Source organism: Vibrio sp. 1978, from assembly GCF_033344345.1.
Window position 1 is genome coordinate 1 of the sequence record NZ_JAWPOP010000006.1, and the last position, 19,130, is coordinate 19,130.

Genomic DNA, 19,130 nt, shown 5'->3' on the forward strand with positions numbered 1-19,130 from the left:
AAGAATTTGCTTGGCGACCATAGCGTTTTGGACCCACCTGATTTCCATGCCGAACTCAGAAGTGAAACGAAATAGCGCCGATGGTAGTGTGGGGCTTCCCCATGTGAGAGTAGGACATCGCCAGGCTTTAAATTTAAGAAGCCCGCTCGAAAGAGCGGGCTTTTTTGCATCTATAGAGTTTTAAAATTAGCTCACTTTATACCTAAAAAGTGTTCATCTAAGGTGCGATATACTTGCTCTCTGCAACCTTCCAAAAGGCTTTAACAAGCGGATTCTCCAGCTGAGTTTTGTTGCAGCAAACACCAAGTTTAAAAGGTTTAATTGGTAAGACTTTTAAACGATTTATCTTTTCTCTTACCGGACTGTTGTTGATTACAACATCAGGTGCTATACCTACTCCACACCCCAATGCAACCATACTTACGATGGCTTCATGTCCGGAGGTTTGTGCGTAGATCTTTGGCTTTATTTTCATTTGTTTGAGCCAAGTATTGGCCCTGTCCCTTGCCGTTCCTGCTTCTGGGAGTATGAATGGAATGACCGACCAGTCTGGTTTTTCTTTTTGTAGCTCTTCAGCAAACGCACTAACCCCAACAGGTACGATGACAGAAAGTGGGATTTCACTGATCGTTTCAAATGCGATTTTATTTGGCATCTGTTCTGACTTGGCTGATATGGCAATATCGGCTTCATCTGCTAGTATTTTGTCGATCGCTTGAGCTGGATCGCCGGTTGATAGTTTGAACTCAATGAAAGGGTTCTGAATACGAAAGTCAGAGATTAGCTCCGGAAGATGGCTGTAGCTTGCAGTAACAGAACAAAAGAGACGGATTTCTCCTTTCAGTTCATCCTCGGTTCCCTTCAGGTGACTCTGATACTGCTGCCATTCGCCAAGAATCTTTAAGGCAACTGGGACTAGCTTTTTACCTTGGATAGTTAAATCAACGCTACGGTTGTCGCGTAAAAACAATTGTTGGCTGGTTTCCTCCTCTAATTTTTGTATCTGTCGGCTTAAGGCTGAAGGGCTAATATGCATTGCCGCTGCGGTCTTGGCGAAACTTTTACTCTCACAGAGATGAATGAAAAGTTGCAGGCTTTTGATATTCATTAAATTTTCATTTCCATGTTGCATAAATTGCAATAACTAATTGTGAATATATCACTTTAAGCAATCTCATGTCTGTTTTAGTATGAAGTTATTCGGTAAGGCAATTACTGACCTCAATGGAAGAATCTCAAAGGAGCACCCAGATGGCTAATTATTTCAATACCCTAAACTTGCGCGAGCAGTTGGACCAATTAGGTCGTTGTCGTTTTATGGACCGCAGTGAGTTCGCTTCAGAAGCGGATTATCTGAAAGGTAAGAAAGTAGTCATTGTAGGTTGTGGTGCTCAAGGTCTTAACCAAGGTCTGAACATGCGCGACTCTGGTCTAGACGTTGCTTATGCGCTTCGCCAAGCCGCGATTGATGAGCAACGCCAGTCATTCAAAAACGCAAAAGACAACGGTTTTGAGGTAGGTAGCTACGAAACGCTAATTCCACAAGCTGATCTAGTAGTAAACCTTACTCCAGATAAGCAGCACACAAACGTTGTTGAGACGGTAATGCCGTTAATGAAAGAAGGCGCAGCACTAGGTTACTCTCACGGTTTCAACGTTGTTGAAGAAGGCATGCAAATCCGTAAAGACCTAACGGTAGTAATGGTTGCACCTAAATGTCCAGGTACGGAAGTTCGTGAAGAATACAAGCGCGGTTTCGGTGTACCGACTCTTATCGCTGTTCACCCAGAGAACGACCCAAAAGGTGAAGGTTGGGATATCGCGAAAGCTTGGGCTGCTGCAACCGGTGGTCACCGTGCTGGCTGTCTAGAGTCTTCTTTTGTTGCTGAGGTGAAATCTGACCTAATGGGTGAGCAAACTATCCTTTGTGGCATGCTACAGGCTGGCTCTATCGTGTGTTACGAGAAGATGATTGCTGATGGTATCGATCCTGGCTACGCTGGTAAGCTTCTTCAATACGGTTGGGAAACCATCACTGAAGCACTGAAGTTTGGTGGTATCACTCACATGATGGATCGCCTAACTAACCCTGCAAAAGTGAAAGCATTTGAGCTTTCTGAAGAGCTAAAAGAACTTATGCGTCCGCTATACAACAAGCACATGGATGACATCATCACCGGTCACTTCTCTAGCACTATGATGGCTGACTGGGCAAACGACGATGCAAATCTACTAGGCTGGCGTGCAGAAACAGGTGAAACTGCTTTCGAAAACTACCCAGAAACTGACGTAGAAATCTCTGAGCAAGAGTACTTCGATAACGGCATCTTGATGGTTGCTATGGTTCGTGCGGGTGTTGAGCTAGCATTCGAAGCGATGACGGCATCTGGCATCATCGATGAGTCTGCTTACTACGAGTCTCTACACGAGCTGCCACTTATCGCAAACACTATCGCACGTAAGCGTTTATACGAGATGAACGTGGTTATCTCAGACACTGCGGAATACGGTAACTACCTGTTCGCTAACGTAGCAACGCCGCTTCTACGTGAGAAGTTTATGCCAGCCGTAAATACTGACGTAATTGGTAAAGGTTTAGGTGAAACGTCTAACCAAGTGGATAACGCGACTCTTATCGCTGTGAATGAAACAATCCGTAACCACCCTGTAGAGTACATCGGTGAAGAGCTACGTGGTTACATGACTGATATGAAGCGTATCGCGGTGGGCGGCTAAATGACTGGCCTTAAGGCTCCATTTCGGTGTCGAAGGTGCTCGTTTACTATCGTACTCCTAGAAATGAAACCTTAATACAGCGTAATTTACTTAGTCTCAAGTAACGCAGTAGATAAACTCCAGGCAGACTGGAGTGATAAATACAAAATAAAACACAACATCTAATCAAAAGGCTTGGTCGCCGTTGACCAAGCCTTTTTGTTTTTAGCCGATTTATCTGCGCGCCGATAAGAAAAACGCTCCTTTGTGAGGAGCGCTTTGATACTTATTTTTCAGCAAGCTTTTCTTCAAGTTGTGCCAACTTCTGTTCCATTTCTGTTAGCTTTTGACGTGTACGTAGTAAAACTTGAGTTTGAACATCAAACTCTTCGCGACTTACAACATCTAGCTTGTTTAGCTGGCCTTGGATTACTTGACGAACTTTCTGATCGACATCAGAGCCCAACTCTTTTACAGGTTGAGGCATTGAGTCGTGAATCTGTTTAGCAATTTGCTCTAATTTCTTTGGGTCAAACATAGTGGCTAAAACTCCTTTTGATTTGTCCTCATTTTAAGTAAATGATACGTGAAAGTCGCCATTTAGATGGCAAAAAAGAGAGCGGCAATAAAAAAGGCCACCGAAGTGACCTTTTTGAATGCCTTAATAGCTTATCTGTTATCCGCTAATTCACGATGAGCTGCTTTCGCTTCGTCAACTCGCGCTAACTTCTCCAAGTCTTTGTCTTCAACAAATACTGGCAGAGGTTTGTGTTTTTCAGCTAGGTAGCTGTAAATCACAGGTAGTACAAATAGTGTGAACAGTGTACCGATTGCAAGGCCAGCAACGATGACGATACCGATACTGAAACGTTGCGCGGCACCTGCACCTGTTGCGTACATCAGTGGGATAAGACCTGCGATCATCGCAGCAGTGGTCATTAGGATAGGGCGAAGACGCACTTTCGCAGCTTCCATCACCGCATCAATACGAGACAGTTTATTATGTAACTGCTCTTCCTTGGCGACTTCACAGATCAAGATACCGTGCTTGGTTATTAGGCCGACCAGCGTGATCAAACCAACCTGCGAGTAGATGTTCATCGAGGCCGTACCCCAGGCCAATGCGATCAAGGCACCACATATTGCCAGAGGTACAGATACCATGATGACAATAGGATCGCGGAGTGATTCAAATTGAATCGCCAGAACGAGGAAGATGATCGCAAGTGCAAGACCGAAGGTTGCATACAAGGCACTACCTTCCGTTACAAACTGACGAGATTCGCCCATGTAATCGTGGTTATAGCCTGCAGGCAGCTTGGTTTGTGCAATATTTTCAAACCAGTCGATTGCGTCACCCATAGCAACACTAGGCGATGGTACTGCACCCACAGTCGCTGAGTTTAGCTGGTTGAAGTGTGGCAAAGAGCGAGGCTCAGCCACCACATCGATAGTAATCAGACTGCCTAATGGAACCGCTTTACCATCCACAGAGCGTACATAGTAGTTCTTCATCGATTCTGGGTTTAGACGCCATTTACGCTCAACTTGAGGGATCACCTCATACGAGCGGCCATTCAGGTCGATTCGGTTTACATAACCATCTGCCATCATGGTGCTGAGAGTGATGCCAATGTCTTGCATAGTCACACCGTAGGCACCCGCTTTGTCTTTATCGATCTTGATCTTCATCGTTGCTGAATCGTAGTTCAAATCCAGGTCGGAATAGACAAACATTGGGCTACTTGCAACATCGGTTAGAATATCGCTAGCGATAGTAAACAAGCTCTCGAAGCTATTTGGTGTTGTAATTACAAACTGAACAGGTAGACCTGAGCCTGCACCTGGAAGCTCTGGCATTTGGAATGCAGTGACAGACATACCAGGTACACTTGATACTAGGCCACCCACACGTTTCGTGATTTCAGATTGGCTTGCCTCTCGTTCACTCCAAGGCTTCAATGTTGCTAGGCCAAACGCTTGGTTTGAGTTTGGTACACCATTAAAGACCTGCGCGTATTCCACCTCCGGTTGATCTGAGAGTATTTGGTTTACGTCATCCATGGTATTTTGGATATAGTCCAAGTTCGCGTTTGATGGTGCGGTACCCATCAGCATGACCACACCTTTATCTTCAGATGGTGCTAGTTCGCTAGGAATAAACTTGAACAAGACCGGTAAGCTTGCAAATACAATGATTGCAAACGCAATAACAACCGGACGATGAGCCATTACCGCTTTCAACATGCCTTCGTAACGAGTGGTCATGCCATCAAGGATATGGTGAACTTTTTGCTCAAACTTGCTTGGCTTCTCGTTCGCCTTCAGCATCTTCGAACACATCATTGGTGATAGTGTCAAAGCGATGATGCCGGATACGAATACTGAACCTGCCAGTGTCAAAGCGAACTCTTTGAACAATGAACCGGTGATACCACCCATCAATGCGATCGGTGCGTACACTGCACCTAGCGTCAATGTCATCGCGATAACTGGAACCGCAATTTCACGTGTACCAATGATTGCAGCTCGGAATGGTGATTCCCCTTCTTTGATGTGACGGTCAACGTTTTCTAGTACAACGATCGCGTCATCCACCACCAGACCGATGGCAAGCACCATCGCCAGTAGCGTCATCAAGTTCCAAGAGAAACCCATTGCCTGCATCACCATTGCCACACCAATCAATGAAAGTGGAATGGTCACGATAGGAATGATTACCGCGCGGAATGAACCTAGGAACAGTGTGATAACCACAAGTACGATTACTGCTGCTTCAAGAATCGTTTTCACTACTTCGTGAATCGATTCGTTGATGGCGATAGTTGAGTCGTACATTACGTTCATTTTGATGTTACTTGGTAGGTTGCGCTCAAGCTGAGGCAACAGTTCAAGTACGTCTGCTGCAATGTTGATTGGGTTAGCACTTGGCGCTGCGTTGATCGCCGCAACCACAGCTTCTTGACCGTTTGCACTTGCGCGATAAACGTCGTGACTCTTCTCTAGCGTTACTTTAGCGATATCACCTAGGCGGATGACATCCCCTTCACCAGTTTTCACGACCAATGCTTCAAGTTCAGCAACGTTTGATACCTGAGTATCTGCGCTACCGTTATAAAGCACGAACTCACCCGTCGCTTGACCGGTTGCAGATTGGTAGTTGTTGGCGTTAAGAACGCTCATCACATCGGTTGCGGTAAGCTTCAAAGCGCCCATTTTGGCAGGATCTAACCATACGCGCAGTGCGTACTTCATACCACCATACAGGTCAACTTTGGACACACCGTTTACGGTGAACAACTGCGGGTTGATTACACGCTCAAGGTAGTCAGTGATCTGGCTTGAAGATAACTCGTCACTCGTAAAGCCGATGTACAGTACCGCCGTTGTCGAACCTGTCGACATGGTTACGGTTGGGTCTTCGGCTTCTTTTGGTAGCTGTGAACGTACCGAGTTGGTTTTCGCCAGAATGTCAGACAACGCCGCATTTGGATCAGTATTCAACTTCATGTTTACAGTAATGGTCGATTTACCCAGTACCGATTGCGAAGTCATGTAATCAATATTATCGGCTTGCGCTACCGCTTGCTCCAATGGCTGAGTAATAAAGCCTTGGATCAAGTTGGCACTTGCACCGTAGTAACTGGTGGTCACGGTGACCACCGTATTCGTCATTTCAGGGTATTCACGAACCTGCATTTTGAACACCGCTTGCAAACCAAGCAATGCAATCAAAAAGCTGATCGATACCGCTAAAACTGGACGTTTTATAAAAACATCTGTAAAGCGCATGATGCCTCCAACTTAAAGCATTGGTGTTTCAGCAGGTGGGGTAGTTGCATCGCTTTCGACAATGCTTACTTTCGCATGGTTACTCAAACGGACTTGACCCGATGTCACCACTACATCACCTGGCTTCACGCCTTCTAGAATGTGTGCGATATCTTTAGAGCGTTCGCCAACTTTTACCACATGCTGCTTAACGCGTTTTTCGCCATCTTCTTCTGTTACGATGTAAACATTGTCGCCATACAGCGTAAATGTGATCGCGGTTTGAGGTAGCGTGACCTGATTTTCTAATTTAGGCAGAATGATGTTTGCACGCGCGAACATACCACTACGTAGTTTGCCGTCACTGTTAGGGATATCCGCTTGAACTTGAATCAAACCACTTTGTACGTTTACAGCTGGTTCAATCGCAGAAATAGACCCTTTGAAAGGTTGGTCTGGATAAGCGTCAACAAAGATATCCACTTCTTGATCGATATTGATACGTGAAATATCGGTTTGTGGCACGGTGAAGCGCAAGCGCATCACGCTGGTATCTTCAAGGCGAACAATATCGGTGCCCGCCTGTAGGTACTGACCGAGGTACACGTTACGAATACCTACCACACCATCAAATGGCGCTTTGATTTCACGTCGGTCGATGGTTGCTTTCAGGCTTTCAATATCCGCTTTTAAGGAGAAGTAGTTTGCTTCTGCTTCGTCATACGCTTCTTTAGAAATAGAGCCTTTTTTGAATAGGCCTTGGTAGCGTTTGTATTTCGCTTCTGCCGCTGGCAACTTAGCTTGCGAGCTCTTCAAATTTGCTTTTTCGACTTCAGAATCAAGCAACACTAATGGCTGACCCGATTTAACTTGAGTACCGGAATCAAACGCGATTTTATCGATAACACCGCTCGTTTCGTTCGCTACCGTCACGCCTTGGTTTGGCTCGATAAAACCAATTGCCTCGATGACTGGTACCCAATCCACCGCTTGCACTTCTGTCACGGTTACTGGGAACTCAGGTTCAGGACGGTTTGCCATGTATTCAGCGATCTTTTGTTGCTTAAATAAATTGAAACCTATCACGCTGCCGAACAAGAGAACGGCGATAAGTAACATAAAGAAAGTCCACTTTTTCATTCTATTAAGAACTCCAAGTTAGTGTTTAATAATTGCATCCCAACTGGCTTCAATAGCGGCCTCTAATGCCGTCTTATCCAGTTGATAAAATCCCAAAGCGTGTTTCCGAGCAAGTGCAACACTTGCCTCAAAACTTAATCCAGAAAGTACTTCGTTATCGAGAAGCTTGAATACTCCCTCGTCTTTGCCCTGATTGAAAAGAAGATCTACTTGGGCAAACATTTGTCTCTCAAGTTCCCGAGCTTTGCTACTATTTGAACAGGGTAAAGATTCATATTGGACTCGGTTGCTGATCGCACTTAAGTTCGAGCTCGCTAGATTCCAAATATTGAGCCACATGGTTCGATAACGCTGTTTTAAAGGCATCTCTTCACTAACACCTAGTTGCACCGCAGTAGCAACACGCTTAGCAACGTTAAGGCGTAGTTCCTCTAAAAGATGTTCTTTATCTGAGAAATAACGGTAAATCGTCCCTGCTGCGACACCTGCCTCATTGGCGAGCTTTTGCATGGAAAGCCCTTGAAAGCCAGATTCAGCAATGAGTTGTTCAGCAGCGACTAAGATTTGTTCTCGTTTATCTACAGCAGGGTTATCCTTCATAATGTCACCCTTTAGTGAATGAACGTTCATTCATTATAGCTTAAATACCCGCCATTTATGCAACAGAATATTGCACTTAATTGGTGTGAAAATTACAAGAAATCAGCATAGCTTTCACGAGGCCACCCCTTTATCATAGGCGCCACATTCATCACCCGCAGAGAATTTCTATGAAGCTGAACCCTAGTCAAGATGAAGCCGTGAAATACGTGTCTGGTCCATGCCTAGTGCTAGCTGGTGCTGGCTCGGGCAAAACTCGTGTTATTACCAATAAAATCGCTTATCTGGTTCAGCAATGTGGTTACAAAGCGCGTAACATTGCGGCGGTGACGTTTACCAACAAAGCGGCACGTGAAATGAAGGAGCGTGTAGGTCAAACGTTAGGGAAAGGTGAGTCTAAAGGTTTGATGGTATCAACATTCCACACTTTAGGATTGAACATCATCAAGCGTGAGTACAAGCATTTAGGGTTGAAAGCGGGCTTCTCACTGTTTGATGACCAAGACCAGCTAGCGCTGCTCAAGGAGCTTACTGAAAAGCAGCTTGATGGTGATAAAGATCTGCTACGTCAGCTTCTGAGTTGTATTTCCAACTGGAAAAACGACATGTTGACGCCAGAGCAAGCCAAAGCGCGTGCGCAAGGTGAACAGCAACAATTGTTTGCGTTCTGTTTTGATATGTACCAAAAGCAAATGAAAGCCTATAACGCGCTTGATTTTGATGACCTAATTTTGATGCCCGTTTTACTCTTACGTAATCATGAAGACGTTCGTCAGCGTTGGCAGAATCGTATCCGTTACCTACTGGTTGACGAGTATCAAGATACCAACACGAGTCAGTATGAGCTGGTCAAATTAATTGTCGGAGAACGTGGACGATTGACGGTTGTAGGGGATGACGATCAGTCTATTTATTCATGGCGTGGTGCGAAACCTCAGAACCTCGTGTTGCTGGGTGAAGATTATCCGAATTTGCGTTTGATTAAGCTAGAGCAAAACTACCGTTCAACGAGTCGAATCCTGCGTGCGGCCAACATTTTGATAGCTAACAACCCTCACGTCTATGAGAAGTCCCTGTTCTCTGAAATTCCTGACGGTGAAAAACTCAAAGTGTTGTTGGCTAAAAATGAAGAGCACGAAGCAGAGCGCGTAACGGGTGAACTAATTGCGCATAAGTTCCTAAACCGTACCGAATATAAAGATTATGCGATTCTATATCGTGGTAACCACCAATCACGTTTGATTGAAAAGTCTCTGATGCAAAACCGTGTACCGTATAAAATTTCTGGCGGCACCTCGTTTTTTGCGCGCGCAGAGATTAAAGACATCATGGCGTATTTGCGCGTTTTGGTTAATCCGGATGACGACAATGCATTTTTGCGCATTGTGAATACTCCACGACGTGAAATTGGCCCAGTAACGTTAGAGAAGTTAGGCAGTTATGCCAATATGCGAGGGAAGAGCCTGTTTGAATCGAGCTTTGAAATGGGGCTCGAACAGCACCTAACGGGACGTGGTCTAGAAAACTTGCGTCGTTTCACCCAATGGCTAGTGGCGATTGCTGATCAAGCTGAGCGTGGTGATACCGTCGAAGCGGTTCGTTCGCTAGTTCGTGATATCCATTATGAAGATTGGCTATACGAAACTTCAGCAAGTCCGAAAGCCGCTGAAATGCGAATGAAAAACGTTTCTGACCTTTATTCATGGATAGTGGCGGACCTAGAGGGTGACAACTACGATCAAGAAGAGAAAACGTTAAAAGAAGTCGTTCAACGTTTGACCTTGCGTGACATGATGGAGCGCGGTGAAGAAGATGAAGACAGTGATGCAGTACAACTGATGACCTTGCACGCATCAAAAGGCCTTGAGTTCCCATATGTATACTTAATTGGGTCCGAAGAAGGTATTTTACCGCACCAAACCAGTATTGATGAAGATAACGTGGAAGAAGAGCGTCGCCTGATGTACGTTGGTATTACTCGAGCGCAACGTGAACTGACTTTCACTATGTGCAAAGAGCGTCGGCAGTTCGGCGAGTTGATCAAACCGACTCAAAGCCGCTTTTTGGATGAGTTGCCATTTGATGACGTTGAATGGGAAGTAAACAAAAAGCCAGTATCAGCAGAAGAGCGTATGGCGAAAGGTCAAGCACACATTGCCAATATTCGAGCAATGTTTAAGAAGTAAAGTAACCTTGTTCTCACTGACTAAAAACAAAAAGGCTTGCCAACTGGCAAGCCTTTTTCGTTGATGTCTTTACTTATAGACCTTCAATCATGTGGTCAATTGCTGCGATGATTTCATCGTCAGAACAGTCCATACAGGTTCCTTTGGCTGGCATCGCATTGAAGCCTTCTAATGCGTGCTTCACTAACGTATCTTTGCCTTGTGCAATACGTGGTGCCCAATCATCGGCATTACCTGTTTTAGGTGCGCCGTTTACACCAGATGCGTGACAAGCAATACAAAAAGTACCATAAACTGTGGCGCCATCACGTGGACCGGTTGGTTCTTCTTTCACTGGCTCAGAACCCGCTAGATAAACATCACCGACAGGTTGGATGCGTTCTGCGATCGCATCGTATTCAGTTTGGCTGATGTCAGAAGCTAAAGCTGCCGTAGAAAACGTTAAGGCAGCGAACAAAACGCTAATCATTTGTCGAGACATATCCATTAAACCCACTTCACATTCCCGAGGTAAGTGACTTACCTATTTATATAGTTAGAGTATTAATGCCGAGCAGAGAAATCATTAAATTCCACTGAATGGCATAGAATGATTAGACAACTTGGTTGCAGCTGTTAAATCAATGTAAATAATGGGTGATTATATCCCGATAACTTGTTGCAATAAACAACAAGTTATCCATGACAGGGCGTGAATCACATCAAAAATCCACTTTAACGGAAGATAACTGTCGAAAAAGAGACCAAACGATAAAAAAAGTAAAAAAAGTACTAGACGGCATAGTGTGATATCCGTATTATTCCACTCCGCCGATAGGGCATGCGCCCGTAGCTCAGTTGGATAGAGCGTTGGCCTCCGGAGCCAAAGGTCGAAGGTTCGAATCCTTTCGGGCGTACCATTGCCTCGGAGGATACATCGGTAAAAATCAGTGGTGGCTATAGCTCAGTTGGTAGAGCCCCGGATTGTGATTCCGGTTGTCGCGAGTTCAAGTCTCGTTAGCCACCCCATTCTTTCTTTTTTAGATTGAATGCGGTAGCATTGCTCCCAATCTTGATTCAATCAAGATAAAACATCGTCGGTGAATAGCGCAGCTTGGTAGCGCATCTGGTTTGGGACCAGAGGGTCGGGGGTTCGAATCCCTCTTCACCGACCACTATTTAGTTTATGGCTATATAGAGCGGTAAACAGAAAAATTGATGGTGGCTATAGCTCAGTTGGTAGAGCCCTGGATTGTGATTCCGGTGGTCGCGAGTTCGAATCTCGTTAGCCACCCCATTAATTAAGGTGATTTCTTAGTTGAAGTGTCCTGTCTGATTTGAGAAAATCAGCAAATACAGTTCGGTGAATAGCGCAGCTTGGTAGCGCATCTGGTTTGGGACCAGAGGGTCGGGGGTTCGAATCCCTCTTCACCGACCACTATTAGAAAGCCTGCTTTTTAGCAGGCTTTCGTCGTTTTAGAGTTTATGATCTCGCTTGGACTGTATTAGTCGGTAATGTATCAATGGATTTGAACCCAAGTGGGGTTCGCCTGAAGTTAGAATTCGGCTCTTCACCGACCGCTATTTAGAGCCCCAGTCGAAAGACTGGGGCTTTTTTACATCTCTCCTGAAAAGAATCGGCATTCCATTTCAATTTTCCCCAAAAGTGTACAGCTCTAGGGGCTTTTGACCACCTATGATCCAAATGCTTTTCGAGCTGACAAAATAAACCCCAGAGCAGTGTCTGGGGTTTTGTAGTTTTCTAATCCGCTGCTTTTATTGGGCGAGTGTTTTAAGGATTTCTTTCAGTTCTACCGTTTCTTGGATTTCAAAACTTGGCGTTATATCCGTTGAGTTGCTTGCGCCTGTCGCATTCACCCATACACTCAAAATGCCCATATTGTTAGCGCCAGCAATGTCAGCAGGTAAAGAGTCGCCCACGTGTAGAGCCTCTTCTGGTTTTACTTCGACCAAGTCGAGCGCTTTTTGGAAAATACTTGTAGCAGGTTTCTCTTCTGGCTCTTCTCCTCCCACAATAATATGGTCCACCCAGTTGCTCATTTGTGTCGCGTTTAATTTAGGGTGTTGAGAAAAAATCGGGCCGTTAGTGATCACGACGAGTTTGTAATGTTGACGAAGATCGCTGAGCATTTCTTTTACACCAGGGAAGAAAGTGAACGCGCCCATACGTGCAGAGTCAAAGTAGTCTTGAGCTTGTTGAGCCTCTTTTGCAGTGATGCTGACGCCTTGCTCCGCCAAGATGTTTTGGATCAAGCCACAACGGAAGGCATTTTCATCGGGTAGCAGAGCCACAAGGTGAGGGAACTCAGCATTCAGCTTTTTGTATACACCCTGTAAGTAGCGCTGCAAAAACGCTTTTGGATCAGTCACTTGTGGGTAGGTTTTATGAATCCAAGTTGTAAACGCTTGTCCTGCAACTTTATCGGCTTGTGACGTTGCACATAAAGTCTCGTCCATATCAAAAAAAATCGCTTTAAGCACAGGAGCTCCTTTTATTTACGGCTTGGCTTTGACACTGTTCATCTATTATCCCACTCTCAATTGTGTCGTAAAGGGTTAAAATCGGCGAGTTTTCTTATGACGTACGAATGAGGATAGCGGTACTTTCCTTTGCTTAGTCAATAAACCGCTTAAGTGGCGCATAATCTGCGTTGGAGCAGGATTTGTGTGGTTTTGCTGTTTTGTTCACGTTTTGACCGATCCTTTCTCTTCCTAAGTTTGGCTTTTTGTATTTGCCGACTATTTTATTAATAGTTTTTTATGTTGAAAAAACACTTTTTGCATATGATATTGTTTGTTAAATGTTAATAAATGCACATGAATAATATGGTTAATGATCTTGTTTAGCTCATGTTTACTTTTAGAGCATTTTTCTAGTTTTATTGGTGCATGACGCACAAAAATAGTGTGATATGAAAATGGTTAAATACTTGTTAATGCATTTTTATTCGCTAATTGTGCGTTTATTTAATGTTTTTTCGGCGGAATATACTTTAATTGTTGCTTTTTTGTGTGATTTTTGCCAAATTATTTCCGCATTAAGATTTCAGAGTATTATTCTGAATTTGAACGGATTCATTCAGGTGATGAATGGTGCCTTTGGCATGATTCGATACCACAGACAAGGCAGTAGAGGTCTGAAATGTCACTATTAGAAGTGAAAAACCTTCGTATTGAATACCCATCCCGACACGGCGTTCACGCTGCCGTGAAATCACTTTCTTTTCATATTGAACGTGGTGAAATCGTGGGTGTTGTTGGCGAATCAGGTGCGGGTAAATCCACCGTTGGTAACGCCGTTATTGATTTGCTTAGCCCTCCAGGTCGCGTTGCTAGCGGTGATGTATTCCTGGATGGAGAAAAAATTTCTGGCCTATCACCAGAAGCGATGCGTAAGGTTCGCGGCTCGAAAATAGGTTTTATTTTCCAAGATCCGATGACCTCGCTCAATCCACTTTTTACTGTTGAGCAACAGCTAAAAGAGACGATCCACGCCAACATGAAGGTCTCTGATGAAGAGGCGTATCAGCGCGCGCTTTCTCTTATGCAGCAGGTTGGTATTCCGCAACCAGAAAACCGCTTAAAACAGTACCCACACCAATTCTCTGGTGGTATGCGTCAGCGTGTTGTCATTGCCATTGCTTTGGCTGGTGAGCCAGATCTGATCATTGCCGATGAGCCAACTACGGCGTTAGACGTTTCTATCCAAGACCAAATCCTCAACTTGATCCGCGAGCTGTGTATCAAGAACAATGTCGGCTGTATGTTGGTTACTCACGATATGGGTGTCGTCTCCAACGTCACCGATCGCGTAGCGGTAATGTATCGTGGTGACTTGGTGGAGTTTGGACCAACAGCCAAAGTATTGGGCGATCCTGATCACTCTTATACTCGCAGTCTAATTTCAGCGGTACCACGTTCAGACAGAAAGCTAGATCGTTTCCCGTTAGTAAGCTATATCGAAGAAGCGGCGGAAATGGAGCCACTCGATATCAAGAACCACTGGTTAGGACAAAGCCAAGATGAGCGTGAGTACACTGGCCCGCTTTTGGACGTGAAGAACGTCAATCTTCGCTTTGTGACCAAAGACTCTTTGTTCGAGAGCCGTCGAGAATACGTGCAAGCATCTAATAATGTGAGCCTTGAAGTGCACGAAGGCGAAACCTTTGGTTTGGTGGGCGAGTCTGGTTCAGGTAAATCGACCATTGCACGTGTGATTGCTGGTTTATACCAACCTAACTCTGGTCAGGTGAAATTCGAGGGCATTGACCTGACCGCTTTAACCTCTGAGAAAGAGCGCCGCCCGATGCGTCGTCAAATGCAGATGGTGTTCCAAAACCCATATACTTCAATGAACCCTCGTATGAAGGTATTCGATATTATTGCTGAGCCAATCCGTTTCCATAAATTGACGAAAAACGAGTCGGAAACTCGCCAAATCGTGAATGACCTATTGGATCATGTTGGTTTGGGTCGAATGGCTGGGCTTAAGTACCCTCATGAATTCTCCGGTGGTCAGCGTCAGCGTATTTCTATTGCGCGTGCGTTGGCGACTCGTCCTCGACTTTTGATTTGTGATGAACCGACCTCAGCACTGGACGTATCGGTACAGGCACAAATTCTAAACTTGCTGAAAGATCTGCAAAGTGAGCTGAACTTGACTATGTTGTTTATCAGTCACGATTTACCTGTTATTCGTCAGATGTGTGACCGAGTAGGTGTGATGCAAATGGGTACACTTTTAGAAGTGGCACCAACAGAACAGTTATTCACGGCACCTCAACACGAATACAGCAAAAAATTGATTTCTCTGATGCCGGAGTTTACTGGCTTGCGAGAAGAGATCGAAACGGCATAAACCAAGCAATTCGCTTGGCTCTAACCTTTAGTCATAACAAAGACGCAAACACAACAACAAGGGATCCGTATCCCCGCATGAAGGAGTTATGCAAATGAAAACCATGAAAAGCAAATTAGCAGTGGCGCTAATGGCTGCGGGCCTAAGCTTTAACGCAATGGCAGCAGATATCAAAGTTGGCTATGCAGCTGACCCAGTATCGCTTGACCCACATGAGCAGCTATCAGGTGGCACACTGCAAATGTCACACATGGTATTTGATCCGTTGGTTCGCTTTACTCAAAAAATGGATTTCGAGCCTCGCCTAGCAGAAAGCTGGGAACGTATTAACGATACGACTGTTCGTTTCAAACTGCGTGAAGGTGTGAAATTCCATTCTGGCAATACTCTAACGGCTGACGACGTCGTGTGGACGTTCCAGCGTTTACAAAGCTCTCCTGACTTTAAAAACATCTTCGACCCGTACGAAAAAATCGTCAAAGTTGACGACAACACGTTCGATCTTGTAACTAAAGGTCCTTACCCACTAGTGTTGCAAACCGCAACGTACATTTTCCCAATGGACAGCAAGTTCTACACGGGCAAAACTGCGGACGGCAAAGACAAGTCTGAGTTAGTGAAGCACGGTAACTCATTTGCATCGACTAACGTATCTGGCACGGGTCCATTCATTGTGACTTCACGTGAACAGGGCGTAAAAGTGGAATTTGAACGCTTTAAAGATTACTGGGACAAAGAGTCGAAAGGTAATGTTGATAAGCTAACACTTGTGCCAATCAAAGAAGACGCAACTCGTGTAGCAGCGCTGCTTTCTGGCGGTGTAGACATGATTCACCCTGTAGCGCCAAACGACCACAAACGCGTTGAAGACGCAGACGGCATCGACCTAGTTACGCTACCTGGTACTCGTATCATCACGTTCCAACTAAACCAAAACAGCAACGAAGCATTGAAAGACGTTCGCGTTCGCCAAGCGATTGTTCACGCAATCAATAACGAAGGTATTGTGAAGAAAATCATGAAAGGCTTCGCAACGGCCGCGGGTCAGCAAAGCCCGGCAGGTTACGTGGGTCACGATGACAAACTGGTTCCTCGCTACGATCTGAAGAAAGCGAAAGAGTTGATGAAAGAAGCGGGTTACGAAAATGGCCTGACGCTAACGATGATCGCGCCAAACAACCGTTACGTGAACGATGCGAAAGTAGCACAAGCGGCGGCGGCAATGTTGTCTAAGATCGGTATCAAGGTTGATCTGAAGACCATGCCAAAAGCGCAGTACTGGCCTGAGTTCGACAAGTGTGCGGCAGACATGCTGATGATCGGTTGGCACTCAGATACAGAAGACTCAGCGAACTTCAACGAGTTCCTAACGATGACTCGTAACGAAGAAACCGGTCGTGGTCAGTACAACTGTGGTTACTACTCAAACCCAGAAATGGACAAAGTGGTTGAAGCTGCGAACGTAGAGACGGATCCTGCGAAACGTGCAGAAATGCTGAAGGGCGTAGAAGCGACACTATACAACGACGCAGCATTCGTACCGCTACACTGGCAAAGTGAAGCATGGGGCGCGAAGTCTAACGTGAAAGCGGCAGATATCGTTAACCCGATGGTAATGCCTTACTTCGGTGACCTAGTGGTTGAATAATCACGGTTAGTCGACTTTGAGGAGGGATGGATTTCCCTCCTCAACTTAAAGCACTCGACTCAGCTTTGTTTCAGTCGGATTGAGTTGGTTATTTAGACTGAATTTTCTCTCTAATTTAGAGATCTATGGATAGTTAAGGGGCAAGGAATGTTTTCGTTTCTGGTCAAGCGCCTGTTTCAGGCACTGATAGTGATGTTTGTGATCAGTTTGGTGGCGTTTGCCATTCAGGACAACCTGGGTGATCCGCTGCGTGAGCTTGTAGGTCAGTCGGTTTCGGAATCGGAGCGTCAAGCGCTACGCGACGACTTAGGCCTGAACGATCCCTTTATCACAAAGTACACGCGCTTTGTGGGTAATGCACTGCAAGGTGATTTGGGTACCTCATATTTTTTCAAGCGACCTGCGGTTGAGGTGATTCTCGACAAGCTGGTAGCTACATTAGAGCTCGTGTTTGGCGCGACGCTTATCATCATTGTTTTCTCTATTCCGCTTGGGGTGTACTCTGCGATTCATCCTAAGAGTGTTTTTACCAAATTTGTCATGGCGATGAGCAGTGTCGGTATCTCGATTCCGGTGTTCTTAACCGCAATCATGCTGATGTATGTCTTTTCAATAGAACTCGGTTGGTTGCCTTCCTATGGGCGAGGTGAAACCGCTAACGTGCTCGGTTGGGAATCTGGCTTCTTTACCATCGATGGCATTAAGCACCTTATCCTGCCGTGTATTGCGCTAGCGTCTATCATGCTGCCGTTGTTCATCCGTCTGGTACGTTCAGAAATGCTGGAAGTACTGAGCTCGGAATACATTAAGTTTGCCAAAGCAAAAGGTTTGAACTTACAAAAGATTTATTACCAACATGCACTTAAGAACACCATGCTACCAGTATTGACGGTAGGTGGCGTGCAGATTGGTACCATGGTGGCCTACACCATTCTTACTGAAACCGTGTTCCAATGGCCGGGCACTGGCTTCCTTTTCCTAGAGGCAATCAACCGTGTAGATACACCGCTGATCACTGCCTACGTTATCTTTGTTGGTCTGATCTTCGTGGTAACCAATACCATCGTTGACTTGCTGTACGGCATCATCAACCCAACTGTGAACCTAACTGGAAAAGGAGCTTAATCATGAGCCAATCAAATTTAACACCAGCTCCTGCTCCATCAGCGTGGCAGCGTTTCAAAGAGTCAGATTTTCTGTATTACTTCAAACGCGACAAAGTGGCGATGGCGAGTTTTACCGTCTTTATGATGTTCTTAGTATTGGCATTGGCTGCACCGATTCTTGCGCCAACAGACCCGTACGATCTGACGTCTATCGACATCATGGATTCTGAGTTGCCACCTTCGTGGATGGAAGATGGCGATGAGCGCTTTGTGTTGGGTACTGACGAGCAAGGTCGCGATATTTTATCGACCATTCTTTACGGCTCTCGTCTGTCTCTAACCATCGGCTTCCTGGCTGTTGGCCTTCAGTTGGTACTGGGTATCATCATTGGTTTGTCGGCGGGTTATTTCGGTGGCCGTATCGATAGCTTCTTGATGCGTTTTGCAGACGTACAGTTGTCGTTCTCGACCATGATGGTCGCGATCATCGTGTCAGCTATCTTCAAAGCCAGCTTTGGCAGTGATTTTTACAGCCAATATGCGGTGGTCATGCTGGTGGTGATCATCGGTGTGGCAGAATGGCCGCAATACGCACGGACCATTCGCGCCTCGGTATTGGCAGAGAAGAAGAAAGAATACGTAGAAGCGGCACGAGTGATGGGCTTTAAAGCGCCACGCATCATGTTCCGTCACATCCTGCCGAACTGTCTATCACCAATCTTGGTTATCTCGACGGTACAGGTAGCGAATGCGATCATGTCGGAAGCGGCACTGTCATTCCTAGGTTTGGGTCTTCCTGTTGATCAGCCGTCACTAGGTGCGCTGATCAGCATCGGCTTTAACTACATCTTCTCAGGTGCGTGGTGGATTACTGCCTTCCCAGGCATCGTGTTGGTTACACTGGTTCTGGTTATCAACTTATTGGGTGACTGGTTACGAGATGTATTCAACCCGAAACTGTACAAAGGTTAAGAATTTTCCCGCCAAGCGTTGTAAATTCGCTTAATTCCTTCCTAAACTGAGAGCCGGATGCAAATTCCGGCTCTTTTTTTGCTAGTTATTCTTTGTTCACATTTTTTTGGCGCTTTGCCGCCATAATGACCTTA

13 protein-coding genes, 5 tRNA genes and 1 rRNA gene are annotated in these 19,130 nt (G+C 45.4%); 12 read left to right on the forward strand and 7 right to left on the reverse strand.

The annotated features are described in order from the left end of the window. Positions 1–9: 9 nt before the first annotated feature. A 5S ribosomal RNA gene (rrf, locus tag R8N49_RS07810) occupies positions 10–126 on the forward strand. A 91-nt stretch (positions 127–217) separates the two neighbouring features. On the opposite strand, the gene ilvY is transcribed toward rrf, so the two are convergent. Continuing rightward, positions 218–1,108 (reverse strand): HTH-type transcriptional activator IlvY, encoded by an 891-nt coding sequence (ilvY, locus tag R8N49_RS07815; protein WP_005379097.1) that lies wholly within the window; start codon positions 1,106–1,108, stop codon positions 218–220. A 143-nt stretch (positions 1,109–1,251) separates the two neighbouring features. Here ilvY and ilvC point away from each other — a divergent pair, with 143 nt between their 5' ends. Further along, positions 1,252–2,736, forward strand: a complete 1,485-nt coding sequence (gene ilvC, locus R8N49_RS07820) for a ketol-acid reductoisomerase (protein ID WP_005379098.1) — start codon at positions 1,252–1,254, stop codon at positions 2,734–2,736. 265 nt (positions 2,737–3,001) lie between these two features. On the opposite strand, the gene ubiK is transcribed toward ilvC, so the two are convergent. The 4 genes from ubiK to R8N49_RS07840 all read right to left on the reverse strand — a co-directional run bounded on the left by ubiK (position 3,002) and on the right by R8N49_RS07840 (position 8,226). Further along, on the reverse strand, positions 3,002–3,253 hold the full coding sequence (gene ubiK, locus R8N49_RS07825; RefSeq protein ID WP_005379099.1) for a ubiquinone biosynthesis accessory factor UbiK: 252 nt from the start codon (positions 3,251–3,253) through the stop codon (positions 3,002–3,004). A 131-nt stretch (positions 3,254–3,384) separates the two neighbouring features. Then, on the reverse strand, positions 3,385–6,507 hold the full coding sequence (vmeD, locus tag R8N49_RS07830; protein ID WP_005379100.1) for a multidrug efflux RND transporter permease subunit VmeD: 3,123 nt from the start codon (positions 6,505–6,507) through the stop codon (positions 3,385–3,387). Positions 6,508–6,519: 12 nt separating this feature from the next. Further along, positions 6,520–7,626, reverse strand: a complete 1,107-nt coding sequence (gene vmeC, locus R8N49_RS07835) for a multidrug efflux RND transporter periplasmic adaptor subunit VmeC (protein ID WP_005379101.1) — start codon at positions 7,624–7,626, stop codon at positions 6,520–6,522. 18 nt (positions 7,627–7,644) lie between these two features. Continuing rightward, entirely contained in the window at positions 7,645–8,226 is a 582-nt protein-coding gene (locus R8N49_RS07840; protein WP_005384254.1) for a TetR/AcrR family transcriptional regulator, read from the reverse strand. Between the two features lie 170 nt (positions 8,227–8,396). Here R8N49_RS07840 and rep point away from each other — a divergent pair, with 170 nt between their 5' ends. Then, a complete protein-coding gene (rep, locus tag R8N49_RS07845; protein WP_005379104.1) occupies positions 8,397–10,412 on the forward strand; it encodes a DNA helicase Rep in 2,016 nt (671 codons plus the stop codon). A 73-nt stretch (positions 10,413–10,485) separates the two neighbouring features. Here the strand turns inward: rep and R8N49_RS07850 are convergent, their stop codons facing one another. After that, complete coding sequence (locus tag R8N49_RS07850) at positions 10,486–10,899, reverse strand: c-type cytochrome (protein WP_005384252.1); 414 nt, start codon at positions 10,897–10,899, stop codon at positions 10,486–10,488. 335 nt (positions 10,900–11,234) lie between these two features. On the opposite strand from R8N49_RS07850, the gene R8N49_RS07855 reads away from it, so the two are divergent. The 5 genes from R8N49_RS07855 (at position 11,235) to R8N49_RS07875 (ending at position 11,829) form a co-directional block, all read left to right on the forward strand. Beyond that, positions 11,235–11,311, forward strand: a tRNA-Arg gene (locus R8N49_RS07855). A gap of 33 nt (positions 11,312–11,344) precedes the next feature. Further along, positions 11,345–11,420 (forward strand) — tRNA-His (locus R8N49_RS07860). A gap of 69 nt (positions 11,421–11,489) precedes the next feature. Continuing rightward, positions 11,490–11,566, forward strand: a tRNA-Pro gene (locus tag R8N49_RS07865). Positions 11,567–11,612: 46 nt separating this feature from the next. Continuing rightward, positions 11,613–11,688, forward strand: a tRNA-His gene (locus R8N49_RS07870). Positions 11,689–11,752: 64 nt separating this feature from the next. Then, positions 11,753–11,829: transfer RNA gene (locus R8N49_RS07875), tRNA-Pro, on the forward strand. 338 nt (positions 11,830–12,167) lie between these two features. Here R8N49_RS07875 and R8N49_RS07880 read toward each other — a convergent pair. Beyond that, positions 12,168–12,893 carry an HAD family hydrolase gene (locus R8N49_RS07880; protein WP_085570081.1) on the reverse strand — a complete coding sequence of 242 codons (726 nt, stop codon included), beginning with the start codon at positions 12,891–12,893 and terminating at the stop codon, positions 12,168–12,170. A gap of 661 nt (positions 12,894–13,554) precedes the next feature. Here R8N49_RS07880 and R8N49_RS07885 point away from each other — a divergent pair. The 4 genes from R8N49_RS07885 to R8N49_RS07900 all read left to right on the forward strand — a co-directional run bounded on the left by R8N49_RS07885 (position 13,555) and on the right by R8N49_RS07900 (position 18,996). Further along, a complete protein-coding gene (locus R8N49_RS07885) occupies positions 13,555–15,270 on the forward strand; it encodes a dipeptide ABC transporter ATP-binding protein (protein ID WP_213986418.1) in 1,716 nt (571 codons plus the stop codon). Positions 15,271–15,364: 94 nt separating this feature from the next. Continuing rightward, positions 15,365–16,918: an ABC transporter substrate-binding protein gene (locus R8N49_RS07890; protein WP_005379109.1), complete on the forward strand. Its 1,554-nt coding sequence runs from the start codon at positions 15,365–15,367 to the stop codon at positions 16,916–16,918. A 147-nt stretch (positions 16,919–17,065) separates the two neighbouring features. Further along, a complete protein-coding gene (locus R8N49_RS07895; RefSeq protein ID WP_005379110.1) occupies positions 17,066–18,043 on the forward strand; it encodes an ABC transporter permease in 978 nt (325 codons plus the stop codon). 2 nt (positions 18,044–18,045) lie between these two features. Continuing rightward, positions 18,046–18,996, forward strand: coding sequence for an ABC transporter permease (locus R8N49_RS07900; RefSeq protein WP_033907403.1), 951 nt, complete (start codon positions 18,046–18,048; stop codon positions 18,994–18,996). Positions 18,997–19,130: the final 134 nt, after the last annotated feature.